Raw genomic sequence first — 22,493 nt, 5'->3', positions numbered from 1 at the left:
TTATGAGAGTATTAATAGTTCAACCTCAAATAAGGCCTTATGTTGCAGAAATAGAAGAAGGTTTAAAACCTATGCAGGAGATAGTTGGAGGCTCAATTGAAATGGTAGACTTAGATGATAATACAAGCCTTGTTTGTAATGAAGAAGGTAAAATAAGAGGTCTTGAAGGAAACAGACGTATCGGCAGAGACATAATTGCTGGTACGTTTTTTCTTTGCGGCTTTAATGAAGATGGAGCATCTATTTCACTAACAGATGAGCAGATTTCAAAATACTATGAAAGGTTTAGAGAACCAGAGTATTATTCTCGGGAAGAAGTAGAAGACTCAGCTTTTATGGATGTTTATGTACCAGATTATGAAGATGATATGGAGATATAGGAGGGAGAATACTTGAAGTTTATTGATTTGTTTAGTGGTATAGGCGGATTTAGATTAGGACTTGAATTGGCTGGACATGAATGCGTAGGTCATTGCGAAGTAGATAAATTTGCAGATAGAAGTTATAGAGCTATGTACAGTTGTGAAGGAGAGTGGTTTATTAATGATGTCAGAAAAATCAATCCAAAAGAAATGCCCGAATTTGAATTGCTATGTGCAGGATTTCCTTGTCAAAGTTTCTCAATTGCAGGAAAAAGGAGAGGATTTGAAGATATTAGAGGAACTATGTTCTTTGAAATTGCCAGATTGGTTAATGAAAGAAAACCTCCACTTCTTCTTCTTGAAAATGTCAAAGGACTGCTATCGCATGACCAAGGCAGGACTTTTAAAACCATCCTCAGTACACTTTATGAATTGGGGTATGATGCTGAATGGCAATTGCTTAACAGCAAAGATTTCGGAGTGCCACAAAACCGTGAAAGAGTGTTCATTATTGCACATATTAGAGGAAGAAGTTTCACAAAAATATTTCCTATCATCAGTTGCAACCCAAAAACTCTTAAGCAGCTTATAGGAGGTAAACAAGGACAAAGGGTATATAGTATAGATGGTTTAAGTACAACATTAACTTCTCATGGAGGCGGTCAAGGAGCAAAAACAGGATTATATTTTGTTGACTTAAATTTAAAACCTCAAGTAACTGAAAATGCAAGATGTATAAAAGCAAGATATAATTCTGGAATTACAAATAGAGCTGCAGATAATAGCGGAGTTTTAGTTATTCCAAGAGCTGTTCTTACCCCAGAAAGATTTAAAAAACGTCAAAATGGGCGTAGATTTAAAAATGAAAATGAACCAATGTTTACTTTAACAACACAAGATAGACACGGAATATTATTGGGTGGGGCGATAAGAAAACTTACGCCCCTTGAATGTTTTAGATTGCAAGGATTTCCTGATGAATTTTATTATAAAGCACAATCAGTCAATTCAGATAGCCAGTTATATAAGCAAGCTGGTAATTCAGTTACCGTTTCAATAGTATATGAAATTGGCACAAGATTAAGAGTAGAGTGACTAGAATTTTAGATAATATGCACTGCTTAAAGAATAGCAAAAATGAGGATTATGAAAAAAAGATATTAATATTAAAACATGAAAGAATTAAAGAAGGATTAGAGCTATAGGAGGTGCACCATGAAACCTATTATACCAATTGTTATGTTATTACTATGTTTAATTTGTGGAGGTTTAACACTGCTATTTTTAAAGAAAAATAGTAAAAGGACAAAGGTTACAGAAAATAAAGAGCAGAAAACTGCTAATGAGTTTGTAAATGTAAAAGATGTTAAAGAACGCTATTTATATACACGAGATGGCTACATTATCATGTATATAAAAATTAATCCTATAAGCATTGATTTGCTATCAGAAAGAGAAAAAAAGCTTTTATGTAAGACTCTCACAGCAGAACTTTCCAGTGAGCAAAAGCCTTATAAGTTTTTAGCAGTATCAAGACCAGTAGATATTTCACCACTTATAAATGAGTATACTGGTATTATTTCAAATAGCTCAGATCAAAAGCAAAAGGATTTGTTAAGAAATGAAATGCTTGTAATGAGTAATTATGCCTTATCTGGAGAAGTTGTTGAAAGGCAGTTTTATATAATGCTTTGGGAAAGGTATGAAGAAGATATAGAAAGAGAAATATCTAAAAGATGCTATGAATTTAAGTCAAAGTTTGAAAGTGGAAACATACAATGTGAAATATTAAAGCAGCAGGATATAGTAAGGTTATGTAATCTTGTAAATAATCCAGCTTATACAAATATAGAGGATAGTGAGTTTGAAGCCACTATCCCTATTTTTTAATAGAAAAGGGAGATGTGAAAATGATAAAAAATAAAAATACCTTAAATCAAGAAATATTATTAAACAAATCCTTGCTAAATATAATAACTCCAATGGGACTAGAAATAAAAAGAAACAGCTTAGTTATAGGCGAAAATACTGGAAAGGTATATGGAATAGTTAAATATCCTCAAAAAGTTGATTATGGATGGCTTTCTAAAATTACTAATATACCAAGTACTATTGTCAGTATAACCTTTAAACCTATTGATAATTCTTCTTTTATCGAAAGTCTTTCAAGAAATGTAATACAAAGTCGTGGGGCAGCAGAAAGTGCCAAAGACCCACTAGCTCAGAAAAGGGCAGAACGTTCAGCTTTAGATGGAGAAAAGATAATGGTGCAAATAGATCAAAACGGTGAAACTGTTGGACTTATGGGAATTACCATTATGCCAATATCAAGAGAAGATGAAAATTTCAATAAAGTTTGCAGAAAAACTGAAAGTACCTGTGCCATGAGTAAATGTAAACCAAGAAACCTGTCAAACTTGCAAGAACAGGCATTTAAAAACTGTTCACCCTTTTATACTTCAGATGAAAATATAGAGCAGATAGTAAGCAGAATAGTTCCTTTATCCACCTTTGTAGGTGGATTTCCTTTTTCATCAAGCGGTTATAATGATGGAACAGGTTATTATTTTGGAAGAGATTCTAGTGGCGGATTAATTATACTGGATACTTGGAAGAGGGGAAATGATAGAACCAACACTAACATGGTTATAATGGGAGTAGCTGGTGTTGGAAAGTCTACAGCAGTTAAGCATATAGCCTTATCTGAATATATGAAAGGTACTAAAATTATATTTGTAGATCCAGAAAGAGAATACAAAGAGCTATGCGAAGCTTTAAATGGAGATTGGATTAATGCAGGTGGAGGCAGCAATGGAAGAATAAATCCACTCCAAATAAGACCAACACCAGTAGATGATAATGATGAAGTTTATAAAGATGAAGGTCAAGGCATGGGTGATATGGCTCTTTATATTAAGAATTTAGAAATATTTTTTAGTCTATACATTCCATCCTTAACAGATAGAGAAAGAGCTATTCTTAAAGATTGCTTAATTGAGCTATATAATAACTTTGGCATAACTTGGGATACAGATATAAACCAATTAAATAATGAGGATTTTCCTATATTTTTAGACCTTTATAATTTGATAGATAAAAAAGCAAAGGAAAAAGAAAAAACAAGAAAAGAAAGTGAAGCCAATATTTATGATGACCTTGCTCTGCTTTTAAAAGACATAGCCATGGGAAGTGATTCTTTTCTTTGGAATGGATATAGCTCTATTAAGACTAACACAAGATGTATTTGTCTTGATACCCATGATTTACAAAATACTAATGACAATATTAAAAGGACTCAATATTTTAATATTCTTACTTGGTGTTGGCAGGAGATGAGCAAAGATAGAAATGAAAGAGTATTGTTAATCTGCGATGAAGCTTATCTTATGATTGATACCAATGTACCTCAAAGTCTAGTATTTTTAAGAAATGTTGAAAAGAGAGCAAGAAAATATGAAGCAGGAGTTGCTATAATAAGCCATTCAGTTGTAGATTTTCTTGATCCACAAATAAAAATGTATGGACAGGCACTTCTTGATATACCTTGCTTTAAAATTATAATGGGTACAGATGGCAGAAATTTACAAGAAACAAAGGAACTTTACAATTTAACAGATGCAGAAGAAGAGCTTCTTGCAAGTAAAAAGAGAGGCAATGCCTTATTCATGATTGGGTCTAAAAGACTTCATGTTGTGTTTGAGATACCTGAATATAAATTTGAGTATATGGGGAAAGCTGGGGGAAGATAAATAATATAAGAGTAATATTATTAAACTATGGAATTTATCGACAATAAAATAAATTTCAAGTAAAATAATAGAATAATTAGACAATTTATGATAATATAGTTTATGAAATTAAGGAAGGTGACATATTTATGGGATATAAATCAGAAGGAACTAAAAAAGCTGAAATAAGTATGAGATTTTCAGAGTTTGAAATGCCTCCTATGCAAGACATATTAATTGTTGGTAAGAAAGCTCCAATAGGTCCAGAGGCTGCTAGAAGAATGGTAGATATATTATCTCCTGATCAATATGAAATAGTTAAAATAGAACATCAGTGCGTGGAAGCAATAGTTGTTAGAAGGACTATCTTAAATATGCTTCCGCAAGATAAACTTATTCCAATAATAATGGAGGAGGTTGAAAGGATTGCTAATGAAGATATGATTATAAAGGCGCAAGTTAATATAACTATCAATGTTAGCAAATCTATAGATTTATGATACAAAGGGTTTTAGATATAATAGATAAAAATTTTTATAAAGTAGACGTATTAGATGGAGTAAAAAAAGTTCAGGAAATTTTTTATCAAAATAACATAGAGTGTTCTGCCGTTTATGATAAGAAAAAGTTAGTGGGAGTCTTAACTTTAAGAGAATTAGGAATTGCAAATCCTAACAGAATAGTTGCGGATGTTATGACTAATAGATATATTTGCGTAGGCTCAGAAACCTCTACATGGGAAATTAAAAATTTATTTGATTTTAATCAGAACATAGATGTAATATTTGTAGAATATAATAGTAAAGTTGTAGGGGTTATTACGAAAAGTCAATTAAAGATAGAATTGGGAAGACATATTGATTTACTAACGGGTTTATATAAAAGCGATTATTTATTTTATAATATAAATAGTTTAATAGAGCAAAGAAAAGAAGTTTCATTAATATTTATAGATTTAAATAATTTTGGATATATTGATAAGAAGTTTGGACACATAAATGGAGATAAAGTTTTGAAAATTGTGGCAGATTTACTTAAAAAAAATATACAACCAGATAATTTTTTATGTAGATATGCAGGGGATGAATTTGCAATTTTGACTACATATAATGCGAATAAATGTAAAATTCTTTCTAAAAAAATAGTAACGGCAATAAAAGATTATAATTATCCTTATAATATTCCAGTTTCAGCATCTGTTGGCATAGCATGTTGTAATTTCAGTGACAGAATAATTGACGATAGGATAGAAACAATAAGAAATTTAGTAAATGTAGCAAGTTTAGCATCAACAAAAGCAAAACAGAATAATAATGATCATATTATTATTGAAGATTTTGAAACAGGTATAACGGCATAAAATCTTAATAAATCTATAGTCTAGTAACAATTTGTATATTAGTTTAGAGAAGGATATGTAATAATTCAATTCTTCTTTTTTAGTTTAAAAATAATAATGGAGGCGGGTTCTATGCTATTAGATCCGAAATCAGCAGCTACAATTGCTAAAATAGTAATTCAAGCTGCAAAAGATGATGAAACCAGAAATAAAATAATTTTTATATCACTGGCACCGATTATTTCGGTGCTTTTAATTTTGGCTTTTATTGTATATATTCTTACAAATCCACTTGAAATGCTAAGTAGCATTTTCTTTGGAAATGAGTTAACACAGATTAAAAATATAAGAAGCCAGTATGGATATGAACAGTTGATAAATTCTAATGACAATAGTTATTTAGAAAGTAGTGGATTAGACTTTTCAGGAGTATCTTTTAAAGATGGAGTAACAGAAGTGTTTTATTATAATCAAGCTGATGAAAGGTGGAAGGACAAGCCTTATGGAAAAACAGGTACTATAGGAAGAAGTGGTTGTGGTCCGACTTCTCTTGCTATAGTTGTGTCAAGCCTTACAGATAAAAAGGTTGATCCAGTTCAAATGAGTCAATGGTCTTATGAAAAAGGCTATTACTGCGAAGGGGTGGGTTCTTACCATACGTTAATACCTAATGGGGCAAAACACTTTGGACTTAAAGTAGAAGGCTGCACTTCAAGTGAGCCACAAAAGATAGTAGATGCTCTTGCAGCGGGTAAACTTATAATTGCTATTATGGCAGAAGGACATTTTACAAGGAATGGTCATTTTATTGTGCTTAGGGGAGTAACAGCAGATAAAAAGATTTTAGTTGCTGATCCAGTAAGCAGGACAAGAAGCGAAGAAAAGTGGGATTTATCAATAGTATTAAATGAAGCAAATAAAGGAGCAGATGCAGGAGGTCCATTTTGGATAATCAGTAAACAATAAATAGAAAGGGGTAGAGTACTTTGAAAAAGAAGTTATTAATAGAGCTATTTATATATATTGTAATTGTGGTTATAGGGGTCATTTTACTATTTACTTATAAACCTAAACACAAACCTATAGATATACCAGCAGACTATAAGGTGGCAAGGGGTGAGAGCAGTGCTTTTGTATCTATCAAGCAATGAAAACATAGGAATATTGGATTTTTTATCTAAGGAAAAAGGTATGGTAATTAAAAAGCTTTCAGGGGAATTCTATTTAAAAAAGTTTGTAATTCATGACATGAGAAATTTAAGTCACTACTCTTATTTTGCTATAGATTTAAAAGCTCTTAAAGATACCGAAAATGAAATAATTGAAGCAATAACAGCCTTTAAAGCCATGTATGATTCAAGAATAATAATCTTTGCTGAAGGATTAAAAAGAGAAGACGAAATAATATCAAGGCTTATAGAAGAAAAAATCTACAACGTTATAATTTCTAAAGAAATACAAGAGATTAAAGATGAAATATTAAAATGTTTAAGCAATATAGGAAAGACAGAGGAAGATTGGAACATAAAAGGAATTCATGAAAATCAGTATACATTTAATTATAAAAATATAAAAATAGCAGTTGCGGGAGTATCATCAAGAGTTGGTACAACTACAACTGCTTTTAATATGGCAAGATTTTTATTTAATATTGGAGCTAAGGTAAGTTATACAGAAGCTAATGACAGTGACCATTTAAAAGAAATAGCCGCTTATTATGAATTCTTAAAGATTGAAAATTATTATAGGTACAAAGGAGTTGAATACTATCCTAATAAGCAATTTCCTAATGATGTAAACTATCAAATCTTTGATTTAGGAAGCTTAAACAAAGGAAATATAGCAATATTTAAAAGCTGTAATATTAAAATTTTATGCAGTGGAAGCAAGCCTTATGAGCTTATAGAAACATATGAAACAACTAATTCTGTAAAAGATTTTAATTATAATATTTTGTTTACTTCAGTATCTAATGAAGAGAATTTTAAAATAAGAAAAAGCTTTGTAAACAGAAAGGATAATATACATTTTCTTAAATATTCACCAAGTCTATTTGATGAAAAGATTAATGAAGATATATACAAAGAAATAATTAATGACTTTATTACCTAAACTTGAAGAGAGGAGGAGCTATTGTGAAAAAAGGAGAAATGCTTGATAAAGTATATAAATCAAATCTACCAAGCAGAGCAAAGCAAATAATGTTTTATTTTATAAATAGAGCTAATGCAGAAGGAACCTGCTTTCCTTCTGTAAAAACTATAGCCAGTGACTGCGGAGTATCAGAAAGAACTATACAAAGAAACATGAATATTCTTGTAGAAGAAGGATTCATTATTAAAGAAGAAAGATATAGGGATAATGGGGGACAAAGTTCTAATCTATATAGACTTCAAATAAAGCCTGAAAATAATAATATTAAACCTAATGCTAATGAAAATAAGTTAGATGAAGAAAAGCTAAAAGATATTGAAGTGAAAGAAGAAATAAGCAATATAGAGAATATTGAAGTAGTTAATTTTGAGGATTATGAAGAAGAAAAAGATGTTATAGAAAATGAAACAAAGAAAGAAAAAACGTATATAGTAGATGTTTCAATGGGCGTTCCTTCGAATAAAGCAAATCTTGTAAATAAATATAATTGTCACCCTAGTATTTTCTATGAAATAGGTAAAAAAAGAAAGCCGATTACAATCATGTCAGCATTAAGTTCACTATGTCATGGGGAGAGCGACAATTTGTACCCTCCATGAACTATACAATATAAGGTTTATAGGGATATTGAAAGATAAATATATAAGATATCATGTAAATATATGGTGAAATATAAAATAATGCATCTAAATTTATTGTAATTCTACGTTAAAGCGAATAAAATAAAAAGTGGGATATTATATAATTTTCAAATTAACGAGGTGCAATATGAAGGGATACATTACAGTTCAGGATGCAGCTGAAAAATGGAATATTACTATAAGAAGAGTACAAGCATTATGTGCAGAGGGAAGAATCAAAGGAGCTACAAAACACGCATCTGTATGGGCAATTCCAGAAAATGCCGAAAAGCCATCTGATGCACGTATTATATCAGGGAAATATAAAAAAGAATAAATATTTAGAAAGTAGGATGAAATTAATATATGAATTTTATTGACTTATTCGCAGGAGCAGGAGGACTTTCAGATGGATTTGTCTCAGCAGGCTTTAACCCTATTGCACATATAGAGATGAATGAATATGCATCATTAACATTGAAAACAAGAACATGCTATTATTATTTAAAAGAACATAGAAGGATAAACGTGTATTATAGATATCTCAGAGGGGAAATTTCTCAAGAGGAATTATATAATTCAGTACCAAATGAGCTACTATCAACAGTTATAAATGAAGAAATATCAGATAAATCCATTGAGAATATATTTAACAATATTGACAACATAATTCGTGAAAAACAAATTAATAAAATTGATGTTATTATTGGTGGCCCACCATGTCAAGCATATTCCCTTGTAGGTAGGTCGAGAGACGAAAATAACATGGAAGATGATCCTAGAAATTATTTGTATAAACAATACGTGAAATTTTTAAATAAATATCAACCAGATATGTTCGTGTTTGAAAATGTACCAGGAATACTTACAGCCAAAGGTGGAAAAACCTTTAAAAACATTATCGCTTTTATGAAAAGGGTTGGATATGAAGTAGAAGCAAGACCATTAAATGCTAGTGATTTTGGGGTGTTACAAAATAGAAGAAGAATCATTATTATTGGTTGGAGAAAAGGAAGCGGATTAAGATATCCAGATTTTCAGCCTATTAAAGTTAATGCAATAGTAAATGATATTCTAAGAGATTTAAGTCCATTAAATCCAGGGGAAGAGATTAATGAATACGTAGAGCCTATAAATAAATATTTAAGATGGAGTGGTATAAGAAAGAAAAATGATATTTTAACTCACCATATGTGCAGAAACCATAACGAAAGAGATAGAAAAATATATAGATTGGCTATTAATGCTTGGAATGATGGACATAGAAGATTAAAATATACAGATTTGCCAGAAGAGCTATGTACTCATAAAAATAAAGAGGCTTTTTTAGATAGATTCAAAGTAGTAGCAGGAGATATAGAAAGTGCCCAAACAATGATGGCACATATTTCAAAGGATGGACATTATTTTATTCATCCAGATGCTAATCAATGTCGTTCTTTATCAGTTAGAGAAGCAGCTAGAGTACAATCTTTTCCTGACAATTATTATTTTGAAGGCCCTAGAACTGCAAAATTTGTTCAGATAGGCAATGCAGTTCCACCATTAATGGCAAAAGGTATTGCAGAAAAGATTAGGGAAATGTTAGAGTAACGTTATTTTGGGGGAATTAGAATTATGGGAGATAATATTTTTATACAACATTATGCAAGTATAAAAAAGGAGTTTTTGAAAAACAATCCATATAGTTGTTTAATAGGTTCTAATATTGATGTTAATCCACATCAAGTAGAAGCTTTTTGCTCAGCAGTATCTTCTTTAAAAACTGGAGGTATTATACTTGCGGATGAAGTTGGGCTAGGTAAGACTATAGAGGCAGGGCTTGTATTAAAATATGTTATTCAAAATGGTGGTAAAAGAGTTTTATTGATTATGCCATCAAATCTTAGAAAACAATGGCAAATAGAACTTGAAGAAAAATTTAATATATATTCCATAATTGTTGACAGCTATAATATGGATGAATATTATGAAAAGGTTGATCTAGAAAATAAAAATGTTGCAGTAATAATATGTTCTTATAATTATGCTTCTAAAAGGAATGATATATTTAGTAAGACAGCATGGGATTTTATTGTATTTGATGAAGCACATAAATTAAGAAATGTTCATAAATCAGGGACAAAGACATCAAAAAATTTATATCAATTAACAAAAGGAATTCCTAAAATTCTCCTTACTGCAACCCCTATTCAAAATAACTTATTAGACTTATATGGATTAGTTTATTTTATAGATGAGAAAATATTTTTTGATAAACAGATATATGGAAAAAGATATTTGAAGGATAAAAACTATGAAGAATTAAAGAAACAAATAAACCAAGTTATACATAGAACTTTAAGAAAAGATGTAGCAGAGTATTTATCTTTTAAAGAAAGAATTTGTGTAACCGTTGATTTTAAATTATCACCTTCAGAAGCTATATTATATAAGATGGTTAATGATTATTTGAAGAGGGAAATCTTGTACTCAATTCCGTCTTCAAATAGAACCTTAATTACAGTGGTTATAAGAAAGCTATTAGCTTCATCAAGTTATGCTGTTGCAGATACCTTTGAAGTTTTAAAAGATAGACTTGTATTATTAAAAGAAAGTACAAGAATTGAAAGTGTGGATAAAGGACTTGATTACTTTTTCTCATATTTAGATGATGATAGTGAAGATGAGGAAGAAGATAAGATTATTGAATTATATGATAAGGAAAAAGTAAATGAATTTATTCAGCATGAAATAGATATAGTTGATAACATTATAAAGTTAGCTAGAAGTATAGACAAAAATGCAAAGGCAACTGCATTGTTTAAAGCACTATCTATTGCATTTGAAAGGCAAAATGAGCTAGAAATAGATGAAAAAGTAGTTATATTTACAGAATCTGTTAGAACTCAAGAATATCTTTTTAATGAACTTATAAAAAATGGATATGAGAATGAAGTTTTAATTTTTAATGGAAATACCTCGGATAAACGTACTGGAGATATTTACAGAGCATGGAAGACTAAAAACTTTGGGAAAGTATTTGGCAGTCGAAATGTAGAAGTAAAACATGCTATAGTTGATTATTTTAAGAAAAACTGTAAAATTCTTTTGCTTACTGATGCTGGTTCTGAGGGTTTAAATCTACAATTTTGTAATACTGTAATAAATTATGACTTGCCTTGGAATCCACAAAAGATAGAGCAGCGTATTGGTAGATGTCATAGGTATGGGCAAAAAAATGATACAGTAGTAATTAATTTGTTAAATACTGAAAACTTAGCAGATAGAAGAGTTTATGAAATTTTATCTCGAAAATTTATGTTGTTTCAAGGGGTATTTGGTGCATCAGATCAGGCACTTGGATTATTAGAATCAGGAATGAACTTTGAAAAAAGGATATTACAAATATACCAAAACTGCGATAGTATAGGTGAATTTAATAAAGAATTTAAGGCTCTTGAAAAGGACTTTGAAAGGAAAAGAAATACTAAGTTTAAAGAATTAAAATCACTACTTATTGAGGAAAAAGATAATACTAAAGGTGAATATTATAAAAAATTTCTATCAGATATATTTAAATATTTAGATGAAAATGAGAGCTTAAAAAATGTTAATAAGCCAAATGAAAAAATGAATTTACCAGCAGCTTTTAAAGTAAGAAGTTCTGCTTTAAATAAATATAATTTAAATCATGGATATATTTTTATAGGTGGATTTTACAATAATGATAAAATTATATATCCAGTTTTAAGTGTTTTTGATGAAAGAAAGAATAAAGTAAACTTAGACGAAAAAAGTATACTTGATGTAATTAAAAATATTGATGAGAACACAGTAGAAAAAATAGATATAAAAGAAAATGAAGTGGAGAAGTGTGGCAATGACATCTATGAAGAATTAATTTTAAATTATTATAATCAATACCAAGGGCTTATTCAGTATAATAATTCTAAAATAAATAATTGGTCAGAAATTAGAAAAGAACAGTTTAATTTAGAAATAGAAGCTATAACATCTGAAATACAAGAAATTATGGAGCAGTGTGCTGCAACTAAAGTTTTTAAAGAAAAAATAGATTATAAAAAGAAAGCAGAAGAAAGAGAAAAAGAACGTAACAATATTATTATAAAATATCATGAAGCTATTCAGGAAATAGAGGATGAAGCAAGTAAGCTTAAAGAAGATTTTAAGAAACAGTTTGATATAAATCCTTATTTGATAGTTAGATTAATACTAAAGTTTTGAACGGAGGAACAATAATGCTAAAACAAGGTAAACTTGAGTTAACTTGGGTAGGAAAATATGAAGAGAAAAAGATAGAACCAAGAATATTAATAGAAGATAAGTCAAAATCCTATGGTGATCCTAATACTGAAAATATGCTAATACATGGTGATAACCTTATAGCTTTAAAGGCTTTAGAACAGGACTATGCAGGGAAGATAAAGTGTATATATATTGATCCACCATTTAATACAGGAGCAAGAATTAATGCTGACGGAGAAGAAATAGGTTATGAAGATGGTATAGAACATTCAGAGTGGTTAGATATGATTGCAAGAAGGTTAAGAATATTAAAAGAATTATTGTCAGATGATGGAGCAATATTTGTTCATTTAGATGATAACGAATCGGATTATTGTAAGATTATTATGGATGAGATATTTGGCAGAAAAAATTATATGAATAGAATAACAGTTATATCTCGTTCTCCTTCTGCTTTTAGCACTGTAAATCCAGGAGTTTTTAAAGCTGCAGAACATATTTTATTTTATGCAAAAAAAAGAGAATTATTAATTGAAAATGCTTCTAGGGTAAAAAGAACACCAGATTATGCTTATAACAAATGGATAGTAAATCCTGATGATTATTATACTAACTGGAAATTTATTACCGTTTCACAAGCTTTTGAAGAAAATAACAATGTTCGTAGTAAAAAACCTGAAACGCTGATTGAAAACTATAATAAATTTATAGTAAACAATGCACATAGAATATGCCGCTTAACAGCTATTAGTGATACTGGTGCAGGTAAAAAAATAATTGAAGTTAAGAAGAAGTCTATAGAAAATCAAGATGTAATTTATAGAGTTGAAAGATCTGGGTTAGATGATGTATATATTGTTAATGGTCAACAGATTTCTTTTTATATAAAAAATGTTAGGGAATTAGATGGAGAATTAGCTGCAACAGCACCATTAACGGATGTGTGGAGTGATATTGCATGGGAAGGTATAGCAAATGAAGGAAGTGTAACATTTAAAAAAGGCAAGAAACCTGAAAAGTTAATTAAGCGTTGTCTTGAACTTATAACTAAGGAAGGAGACATAATACTAGACTCATTTTTAGGATCAGGAACTACAGCCGCTGTTGCTCACAAAATGAATAGAAAATGGATAGGTATTGAAATGGGGCCGCAGTGTTATTCACATTGTCTTAAAAGGTTAAAAGGTGTAGTTGATGGCTCAGATCAAAGCGGTATATCAAAAATTATTAATTGGCAAGGTGGAGGAGGCTTTAAGTTTTATGAACTTGCAGAACCATTACTTATTAAAAACTCTAAGTTGCCAATTTATAGTATAAATCCATCTTATACTTTTGACATGATGGCTGAGGCAATATGTAAAATAGAAGGCTTTAAATATAAACCAATTGGAAATTTTCATGGGAAGTCTTCTGAAAATAGATTTATTCATGTAACTAATGAATTTGTTAATAGTAAATATGTATTCTCTCTTGTTAATGAGTTGGAAGAAAGACAATCTTTGTTAATATATTGTACTAAAATGCAATCAAATATTAATCTGCCAGATAACGTTGAGATAAAGAAAATACCAAAAGACCTTTTAAATAAGTGTTCCTTTGAAAGCGAGGGAATGTAAAATGAGTATTGTTGATAAATTAAATTGGGCAATGAGCCTTAGAGAACCTCAACTTGAGGCTCTTAAAACTTTAGATAATATATGTTCTAAAATAGATTATAAAACCTATTCTAAAGAACAGGCAGAAGAAATAGCTACAGAAAACTGTCAAACACAATCCAAGATAAAGGTAGATGATAATCTTGGTTTTCCTTCTTTCTGCTTTGAAATGACCACAGGTATTGGAAAGACAAGATTAATGGGGGCTTCCATATATTATTTATATAAAACTAAAGGCTACAAGCACTTTTTTATATTGGCTCCAGGGAATACAATATATGATAAACTTCGTAAGGAAGTAATGCCGCACCATCCTAAATATATGTTTAAGGGATTAGAAGCAGAAATGGGAAGACCTAAGGTATATGATGGTGAGAATTATTTATCCTATCCTGTAAAATATGTTCAAGGTGAGATAGAAATTGATAATTCTTCAGAAATTCAAATATTTATTTTTAACATTGGTAAAATATTTAATAGAGGAGATGTGCAATTTAAGTTCCATGAGTTCCAAGAAGCATTAGGAAAATCCTTTGCGGAAGTACTTGCTAGTTTTGACGATTTAGTAATTTGTATGGATGAGGCTCATAGGTATTATGCTCCTGCATCTATGAAAGCTATAGATTATTTGAAACCAATATTAGGATTAGAGTTTACAGCTACACCAAAATCAACAAATAAAAATATTATTTACAGCTATGGATTAGCAGAGGGAGCAGGAAAATTTCTTAAAATACCTGTAGTTATGGGGAGAACAAATACAGCAGGTTTTACTGAAAAAGATATTGAAGAAATGAAAATAAAGGATGGTATCAAGCTGCATGAGCATAGAAAAGCTACAGTTTATAAATATTGCAGTGAAAATGGATTGCCTCAAGTAAAACCTATAGTTCTAATATCCTGCAAAGATACAAACCATGCTATGGAAATAAGACAGTTAATAGATTCTGATTCCTTTTTTGACGGAAAGTATAAAGGTAGGGTTATAGAAATACATTCAAAAACAGGTAGCGTAGAAACTGAAGACAATATTAAGAAGCTATTAACTATAGAAGAAAATACAAATCCTATTGAAATAGTTTTGCATGTGTACAAACTTAAGGAAGGATGGGATGTTAATAACTTATTTACGATTATTCCTTTAAATGCTGCAAAAAGTGAAATATTGGCATTGCAGACTATAGGAAGGGGACTACGTTTACCTTTTGGGAAGATAACTGGACAGGAAGAATTGGATACATTGGATATAGTAGCACACGATCATTATAGGGAATTAGTTGATGAGATAAAATTAAATCCAGTATTTAAGAAGCGTAACCTAGATGAAGAAGAAATAGAGCAAACGGAAACAGTAGAAATAGAACCAGAGCTTAATAATGTACAGTTAGAATTATTTGAAAAAGCAATAAGTTATACAGATATGAAATCCTTTCAGGATATAAGTGATATTAGAATACAGGAAGACTTGTATAAAGGATACTTAAAAACCTATGCAAAAGAAGTAAAGGCAAAGGATAATTCTGATATCCAGCAGATGACATTATTTGAACTGGAAAAGACTGTTGAGGAAAAGATAGATGAAAATTCAAAAGAAGCCTTTGAAGAACTCTCAAAGACTAAAGATAAAGCAAAAATTACTAAAACACCAATACTCAAAAAAGATGAATTTATTGAAAAAATAAATAAGTTAAAGCAATTCGCTATTTCTGTACCTAAAATAAGTATAGGATACAGTTCTACAGTAAAGTTTAAACCAATTACAGTTAAGAAAGTGATTAATAACTTTGAATTGGAGCAATCATACATTGAAAGATATGATGTTATAAATAATAAATTGCTTGAAACACTTGAAGCAGTAGCATTAGAAATTGATGATCCAGTAAATGAACTTGCATGTATGCTTCTTGAAAGCGTACCAGAGTTTAGTTCGGAAGATGCTGACTATATATTAAATATTGTTGAGCAATATCTTAAACTTATTGAAGGTTCTTATGAAGATAAGAAAAAAATAGTAAGAAGATATGCTACTTTAATAGTAAATGAGATAAAAAAGCAAATTTATGCAGCTAAAGAAGAGCATACAGAATTTATATATAGAATAGAAAAAGACCTGATTATTTTCAAACCTTTTGTAAAAAATATAAAACCAGGTGGAAGTGTTGATTTTTACAAGGATATAAAAGATAAAAAGAACATTAGACAATACTTGTTTACGGGATATAAAAAATCTTATTATCCTGAATATGGTTTTGACAGTGATGATGAAAGAAGATTCTCAGTTATATTAGAAGAAGATAAAAAGGTATTAAGATGGATTAAGCCACCGCTAAATCAGATGGGACTGTTTTATAAAGCAGGCAAGCAATATAATCCTGATTTTATTTTGGAAACTACAGATTCAAAATATTTAATTGAAATTAAAGCTAAAAATGAAACGGAAGATAAAGATGTTCTTGAAAAGGCTAAAGCAGCAATAAAGTGGTGTAAGTGTGCAACAGAAGTGGATGCTGATAAAAAACAATGGAATTATAGACTTATTGCAGGGGACAAGGTTATTATAGGGAATTCTTTCATGTACACAGTTGGTTTGAGTGAAAATTTGGAGGGAATTGAGAATGAGTGATAAATCTTATAGTAAAGTTAGGGACAAGCTACTTGACGTTTTAAAAATAGACTTAATGGGGCCGTTGGAAGAAGAAGAGAAGTTAGATGAATCACCACTAAGCAGTTATATAACAGGAATGCTATATCCTAGGAAAATTTCTGTATCTACTGATGTAGAATATGAGAATAATGATTTTATGTCAGCAATGGATGAAGAACATATAGATAACGAAGAAGACGAAATAGAAGAGATGGTTGGAGCTAAGTTCAAGCTTCAATCTTCTATGGGAATAAGATTTTATGTTAATAGCGACATAGAAAAATTAAAAGTTAAAGTAAAATGGGGACAATATTATAAAGATAAGATAAAACCAGATAAAGATAATGATGAAGAAAATAAAAAGAAAACTGGTAGGACTGTGTTTGTACGTGTTCCAAAGGAAGAAGAACTTATTCTTGATATAGGAGATAAAAACAGAAATATAGAACTAACTCTAAAAGATGATCCATCTATTAAAATTAAATCATCGCAAATTCGACTTAAAAGTGGTGCAAAATTAGTTGCAGTTTATTTGGTTAATGGAAAAGAAACCAGTGATGATAGAGACTTTGAAAATGTAATGTTTCAAGCAGAACTTATAGTTAGAGGGTTGGAAAATCAACCTGTTTTTGAACCAGAACATCTTTGTCGAGATATTGAAATAGAAGATGAATTTTATTATGAAAAAAGACCAATTTATGCTCGTGGCAATGGGTGTGCTGCAGATTGGACTAAATCAGAAGGAGACAAGGCTATAGAGGTTAAAACTGTTTTTATACCTGAACATGAAATTGCTTCTGTTAGTCCAAATCTTGAAGGATTTTCAGAAGATTATTTTTCTATGAAGTTTATGGCTAAGCCTTCAAATAAAGCTGAAACAATTAGGAGATTAAAAGCTTTAAATAGTGATTACTTTGAATGGATTAATGCTTTAAAAAGCAATTTTAAAATGCAAGAAGAAGGCTTTAAAGATAGAGGAGATAAAATTATTAATTCATGCATAGAAGCTTATAACAGAATTTCTAAAGGTATAGAGCAAATAGAAAGCAATGATTATGCTTTTAAAGCCTTTTGCTTTATGAACCAATGTATGTATTTGCAAAGAGGAATGAGTGAATTCTCAAAAAAATATGGTAGCGGTATAAAGTGTAGTTTTAGAGATGAAGAATTTTGCAAAAAAGATCATAGCAAATGGAGACCATTCCAAATAGCATTTATACTTTTAAATATTTCTGGATGTATAAATCCTATAGATAATGAACGAAAAAATGTTGACTTGCTTTACTTCCCAACTGGAGGAGGAAAAACTGAGGCTTATTTAGGATTGATTGCATTTGTAATTGGACATAGAAGATTAACTGCAAGTAATGAAAAAGAATTTGAAAAAGATGGTGGAGTAACAGTTATTTTAAGATATACATTAAGACTTTTAACTACTCAACAACGTGATAGATTAACTAAAATGATATGTGCAGCAGAAATGATTAGAAGTAAAAATGAAAATAATTATGGTAAATCACCAATTTCAATAGGATTTTGGGTTGGAGGTGGAGTAACTCCAAATAGTTTTAATGAATTTAAGTTTAATAAAGAAGATCCAACAGCTAGTGATAAAGCCGTAAATAAACTTACTAAGCAAATTATTACTTGTCCTTTCTGTGGGAGTGAAATAAATAAAGAGGATTATGAAATTGACATTGAAAAAGGAGAAGTAAATATTTATTGTCACGATGCTAATTGCTATTTTTATAAATATAAAGAAAAGCCAATACCAGTTTATATTCTAGATGAAGAAATTTATAGAAAATGCCCAACGGTAATTATTTCAACAGTAGATAAGTTTGCAAGGCTTCCTTGGGATGAAAAAACTGGATTAATCTTCGGTAGAACAGATAGAGTTTGTGAAAGGCATGGATATATAGCTTGTGGAGAAGACCATCCAAATCGCCATAATAAAAAAGAAAATTTAAGTGCAGCTAAAGTTGTTGAAACAAGACAATTCTATCCACCAGAACTTATAGTTCAAGATGAATTGCATCTTATAACAGGTCCTCTCGGAACAATTTATGGAGGTTATGAAACTGTAATAGAAGAAATGTGTTCATTTACTAGAAATGGGAAGAAAATATTACCTAAATACATAGTTTCTACAGCAACTATAAAAAACGCAGATGAACAAATAAGGTGTTTATATGGAAGGAATAGTTTCTCTCAATTTCCACCAAGTGGTTTTGATATTGGAGATAGTTATTTTATTAAAGAAATTAGTTTAGCTGATAAGCCCTTTAGAAAATATTGTTCAGTTTGTGCCAGTGGGCAGTCAATGAAAACTACTGTACTTAGAATATATGCAGTTCTACTTCAAACAGTTAAGGAGTTATTAAATGATGAAGATTATAAAGAATTTATAGATCCTTATTATACTTTAATTGGTTATTTTAATAGTATAAGAGAATTAGGTGGTACTGTAAGGTTATTACAGGATGACATTCCTAAGAGAATAAAAAGAATAAAGAAAAGATATGGATATAATCAGGAAAGATTCTTAAAGAGAACAAAAGAAATTACCTCACGTATATCTTCTTATAAGATTGCAGAACTATTAGAACAATTAACTCTATCCCATGACAATGAAGAATGTTTAGATGTTGCAATAGCTACAAATATGATTGCAGTTGGTATGGATGTTGATAGACTTGGGTTAATGACTGTAATGGGACAACCTAAGCAGAATTCTGAATATATTCAAGCCACAAGCCGTATAGGAAGAAGGTTTCCTGGGCTTGTAGTTACCATTTATAATCCATATAGACCGAGGGATTTATCTCACTATGAAAACTTTAAAGGGTTCCACTCACATATGTATAGATATGTAGAAGGAACTACTGCAACACCATTTTCTGCTCGTGCAAGAGATAGAGTTCTTCATGCAATAGTTGTAGCTTTATTAAGATTAAAAAATGAAGTTATGGCTGCTAACAAAGGAGCAAATAGTATTTGTGATATTGAAAATGAAATAATAGAAGAAACAAAGAAAGTAATAATAGAAAGGCTTAAGGTAGTATCAGCTAAGGCAAAAGAAGATACATCTTTTGAAATTAATCAATTTATTGAAGATTGGAAATGTTTATCAAAAGAAGAAAAAGAGTTATATTATTATATTAAAAATACTGAAAAGTATAATAGATTGTTAAATTATTACAACGAATATTGTACTGCTAAAGAAAAACCTACACTTAATTCAATGAGAGAAGTTGAAAGTTCATCGGCACTTTATTATTTTACAGAGGAGGCTAATAAGAATGAAAATAAATAAACTGGGTGAATTAAGACCTAACCAATTAATAACAACTTTTGGTCCAGGCTCCATATTAGATGCTCTTAATGATTCGGTAACAGTCTTAGATATTAATTATTGGACATCTTATGGAAAAACAATATATGATTCAAGATTAGCTTCTTACTTAGGAGTGGATTTTTTTAAAACACCTAAAGCTTCTTTTATTGGGGATATTCCAGTAGTATCATTTCCAAGCTATCATGTTTGTTCTAATAGTAGGTGCAATAACTTATTTGACATTACAGAAAATTTTAACTTAGATAAATATATTCAAAACGGTCCAGTGTGTCCTTTATGTGGTTTTAAAGCATATCCTGCCAGATTTATTACGGCATGTACTGATGGACATCTTGATGATTTTCCTTGGAGATGGTGGGTTCATAAAGGAGAAACTACTTGTAAAAAAAGTATGAAATTAATTTCTACTGGAAATACATCATCATTAGCAGAGTTAATAGTTCAGTGTGATTGTGGGGCTTCAAGAAATATGAGTGGCGCAACAAGTCCAGATAATTTTAGAGAATTAAAATGTAGTGGTAGACATCCCCATAACCCAAGAATAATTAAAAATTCAAAAGGAGTATATTCTACTTGCAAAAAACAAGTTATTCCATCACAGCGTGGAGCTTCTAACGTTTATTTTTCTGTAATAAGAAGTGCAATATCAATTCCACCTTGGATAAATCCATTATATTCATTAGTTGATGAACACTACAGGGACATTATCAATTATAGGGATGATTTTGGTGAAATGGGAGTAACAAAAGTTTATGAGAAGTATTTTAAAGAAAGATGCTCAAGAGAAGAATTTAATGCTGCAGTTAAAAAAAGAGATGAAAAAATAAAAGAGTTTACTGAGATTAAAGAAATGGAATATGCAGCGATTACTCATCATGATGATATGATATACCAAACAAATGTAAAATACTTTAAAGCAGAGGAAGAAGCCGTTCCTAATTATCTATCAAAATATTTTTCTAGGATTATTAAAGTTCATAGATTAAGAGAAGTAATGGTATTACTAGGTTTTATGAGAATGGAAGCCCCTGAACCAGAAGTAGATGATCCTAAAAATATAGTGCCGCTAACAAAAAGTAAAGTAGAACCTTGGCTTCCAGCAGTTGAAATAAATGGTGAAGGAATTTTTATTGAGTTTAATAAAGAAACAGTTAAAGAATGGAAGCAAAATCTAAAAACTCAAAAATTATCGGAAAAATATAAGAGTTATTATAGCGAATTTTGTCAATCAAGGGGATGGACAAAATTTAAGGAAAGAAATGCGGAATACGTTCTCTTACATACTTTTGCTCATTTAATGATTAAGGAAATGGCTATGCTTTGCGGTTATTCATCATCTGCGATTAAAGAGAGAATATACAGTAGTGAAAACATGTGTGGCGTATTACTTTATACTGGAAGTGCTGATAAAGAAGGATCTTTAGGTGGATTAGTTGAAATGGGTGAAATAAGGAGTTTTAATAAACTATTAAAGCAGGCATTGGAAAATGCACTGACCTGTACAACAGATCCAGAATGTATGGCAAATGAGCCTTCTGATGAAAGATTAAATGGTGCTGCTTGTCATTCTTGTGCAATGATTTCAGAAACAGCCTGTGAAAATGGAAACAGATTATTAGATAGAAAACTTGTTGTACCTTTAGCTATAGATGGAGATTGTAGTTATTTTAAAGATTTGGTGAAAGAACTATGTGGAATGGAAGTATAAGTGAAGCACTTCTTATAGAAACCATTGTATCAGATATTGAAAAAATTAATGATATTTTGGATTTTAACTTGAATTTTAAGGAATCTCTTATAGAAATTAATAAGAGATTCCCCAATCTATCTGTTGAAGAAGCAAATAGATTACTTCAAGTTGCAATTGGTTTATATAATTATAAAAATACTGAAAAGGTTGAGATTGTAATAACAGCACCAAATAGTTTCAAATTAAATGCCAGAAAGACCAGTGCAATCATAAAAGAATTAATATTTAGTGCGGAGAAGAGTATAACTTTAACAGGTTACTCAATATCCGACTATGCTATAGAACTATTTGATGAGATAGTTAATAAAAGTAGACAAGGTATATATGTAAATTTCTATCTTAATGATTTTGAGAATAAAAAAGAGCATTTAGACAAGCTTTTATTGTATAAGAGTAGGTATTTAAATATTTATGATTATAACAAAAACACAAAAGACAAGATGGCAGCTCTTCATGCCAAAGTAATAGTTATAGATTCCTATAAAACTTTTATTTCTTCTTCAAATCTATCTTATCATGGAATTGAAGGAAATATTGAAATGGGCACAGTTATAGAGTCTTTTAAAAAAGCAGAATTAGTTGAGGGGATGCTAAAAGAGCTTAAGAGGCAGAAGGTGTTTGAAAAGATATAAAGA

18 protein-coding genes are annotated in these 22,493 nt (G+C 30.1%); all 18 read left to right on the top strand.

Annotated elements, in window-relative coordinates; all coding sequences use genetic code 11:
• Nucleotides 1–2: 2 nt before the first annotated feature.
• Nucleotides 3–380 carry a DUF3846 domain-containing protein gene (locus COL3_RS12060; protein ID WP_008423838.1) on the top strand — a complete coding sequence of 126 codons (378 nt, stop codon included), beginning with the start codon at nucleotides 3–5 and terminating at the stop codon, nucleotides 378–380.
• Between the two features lie 12 nt (nucleotides 381–392).
• On the top strand, nucleotides 393–1,457 hold the full coding sequence (gene dcm / locus COL3_RS12055) for a DNA (cytosine-5-)-methyltransferase (protein ID WP_008423840.1): 1,065 nt from the start codon (nucleotides 393–395) through the stop codon (nucleotides 1,455–1,457).
• 120 nt (nucleotides 1,458–1,577) lie between these two features.
• A complete protein-coding gene (locus tag COL3_RS12050; protein ID WP_008423843.1) occupies nucleotides 1,578–2,252 on the top strand; it encodes a hypothetical protein in 675 nt (224 codons plus the stop codon).
• 20 nt (nucleotides 2,253–2,272) lie between these two features.
• Nucleotides 2,273–4,111 carry a DUF87 domain-containing protein gene (locus COL3_RS12045; RefSeq protein ID WP_008423845.1) on the top strand — a complete coding sequence of 613 codons (1,839 nt, stop codon included), beginning with the start codon at nucleotides 2,273–2,275 and terminating at the stop codon, nucleotides 4,109–4,111.
• Between the two features lie 128 nt (nucleotides 4,112–4,239).
• The gene (locus COL3_RS12040; protein ID WP_008423847.1) at nucleotides 4,240–4,590 is read left to right on the top strand and encodes a hypothetical protein; all 351 of its coding nucleotides are present in this window, start codon (nucleotides 4,240–4,242) and stop codon (nucleotides 4,588–4,590) included.
• Nucleotides 4,587–5,450 carry a GGDEF domain-containing protein gene (locus COL3_RS12035; protein WP_008423848.1) on the top strand — a complete coding sequence of 288 codons (864 nt, stop codon included), beginning with the start codon at nucleotides 4,587–4,589 and terminating at the stop codon, nucleotides 5,448–5,450. Before COL3_RS12040 ends, COL3_RS12035 begins: the two co-directional genes overlap by 4 nt.
• 111 nt (nucleotides 5,451–5,561) lie before the next feature.
• The gene (locus tag COL3_RS12030; protein ID WP_008423850.1) at nucleotides 5,562–6,395 is read left to right on the top strand and encodes a C39 family peptidase; all 834 of its coding nucleotides are present in this window, start codon (nucleotides 5,562–5,564) and stop codon (nucleotides 6,393–6,395) included.
• 20 nt (nucleotides 6,396–6,415) lie between these two features.
• Nucleotides 6,416–6,580 (top strand): hypothetical protein, encoded by a 165-nt coding sequence (locus tag COL3_RS28740; protein ID WP_164880675.1) that lies wholly within the window; start codon nucleotides 6,416–6,418, stop codon nucleotides 6,578–6,580.
• Nucleotides 6,546–7,541 (top strand): hypothetical protein, encoded by a 996-nt coding sequence (locus COL3_RS12025; protein WP_008423853.1) that lies wholly within the window; start codon nucleotides 6,546–6,548, stop codon nucleotides 7,539–7,541. The genes COL3_RS28740 and COL3_RS12025 overlap by 35 nt, the downstream gene beginning before the upstream one ends.
• A gap of 23 nt (nucleotides 7,542–7,564) precedes the next feature.
• Nucleotides 7,565–8,182: a helix-turn-helix domain-containing protein gene (locus COL3_RS12020; RefSeq protein ID WP_008423855.1), complete on the top strand. Its 618-nt coding sequence runs from the start codon at nucleotides 7,565–7,567 to the stop codon at nucleotides 8,180–8,182.
• Between the two features lie 169 nt (nucleotides 8,183–8,351).
• Entirely contained in the window at nucleotides 8,352–8,540 is a 189-nt protein-coding gene (locus tag COL3_RS12015; RefSeq protein ID WP_008423857.1) for a hypothetical protein, read from the top strand.
• A 29-nt stretch (nucleotides 8,541–8,569) separates the two neighbouring features.
• Nucleotides 8,570–9,796, top strand: coding sequence for a DNA cytosine methyltransferase (locus COL3_RS12010; protein ID WP_008423858.1), 1,227 nt, complete (start codon nucleotides 8,570–8,572; stop codon nucleotides 9,794–9,796).
• Nucleotides 9,797–9,820: 24 nt separating this feature from the next.
• Nucleotides 9,821–12,430: a DISARM system SNF2-like helicase DrmD gene (gene drmD / locus COL3_RS12005; RefSeq protein WP_008423860.1), complete on the top strand. Its 2,610-nt coding sequence runs from the start codon at nucleotides 9,821–9,823 to the stop codon at nucleotides 12,428–12,430.
• Nucleotides 12,431–12,444: 14 nt separating this feature from the next.
• Nucleotides 12,445–14,067: a site-specific DNA-methyltransferase gene (locus COL3_RS12000; protein ID WP_008423862.1), complete on the top strand. Its 1,623-nt coding sequence runs from the start codon at nucleotides 12,445–12,447 to the stop codon at nucleotides 14,065–14,067.
• A gap of 1 nt (nucleotide 14,068) precedes the next feature.
• The gene (locus COL3_RS11995; RefSeq protein ID WP_008423864.1) at nucleotides 14,069–16,729 is read left to right on the top strand and encodes a DEAD/DEAH box helicase family protein; all 2,661 of its coding nucleotides are present in this window, start codon (nucleotides 14,069–14,071) and stop codon (nucleotides 16,727–16,729) included.
• On the top strand, nucleotides 16,722–20,066 hold the full coding sequence (gene drmA / locus COL3_RS11990; protein ID WP_008423866.1) for a DISARM system helicase DrmA: 3,345 nt from the start codon (nucleotides 16,722–16,724) through the stop codon (nucleotides 20,064–20,066). Before COL3_RS11995 ends, drmA begins: the two co-directional genes overlap by 8 nt.
• Entirely contained in the window at nucleotides 20,053–21,816 is a 1,764-nt protein-coding gene (locus COL3_RS11985) for a DUF1998 domain-containing protein (protein WP_008423867.1), read from the top strand. The genes drmA and COL3_RS11985 overlap by 14 nt, the downstream gene beginning before the upstream one ends.
• Nucleotides 21,798–22,490 carry a phospholipase D-like domain-containing protein gene (locus COL3_RS11980; protein ID WP_008423869.1) on the top strand — a complete coding sequence of 231 codons (693 nt, stop codon included), beginning with the start codon at nucleotides 21,798–21,800 and terminating at the stop codon, nucleotides 22,488–22,490. The genes COL3_RS11985 and COL3_RS11980 overlap by 19 nt, the downstream gene beginning before the upstream one ends.
• The last annotated feature ends 3 nt before the right edge of the window (nucleotides 22,491–22,493 follow it).

This window comes from Clostridium sp. LS, from assembly GCF_002760435.1.
Taxonomy (GTDB): Bacteria; Bacillota; Clostridia; order Clostridiales; family Clostridiaceae; genus Clostridium.
The sequence above is the reverse complement of the archived record's forward strand: the minus strand, read 5'-3'. Positions and strand labels throughout refer to the sequence as shown.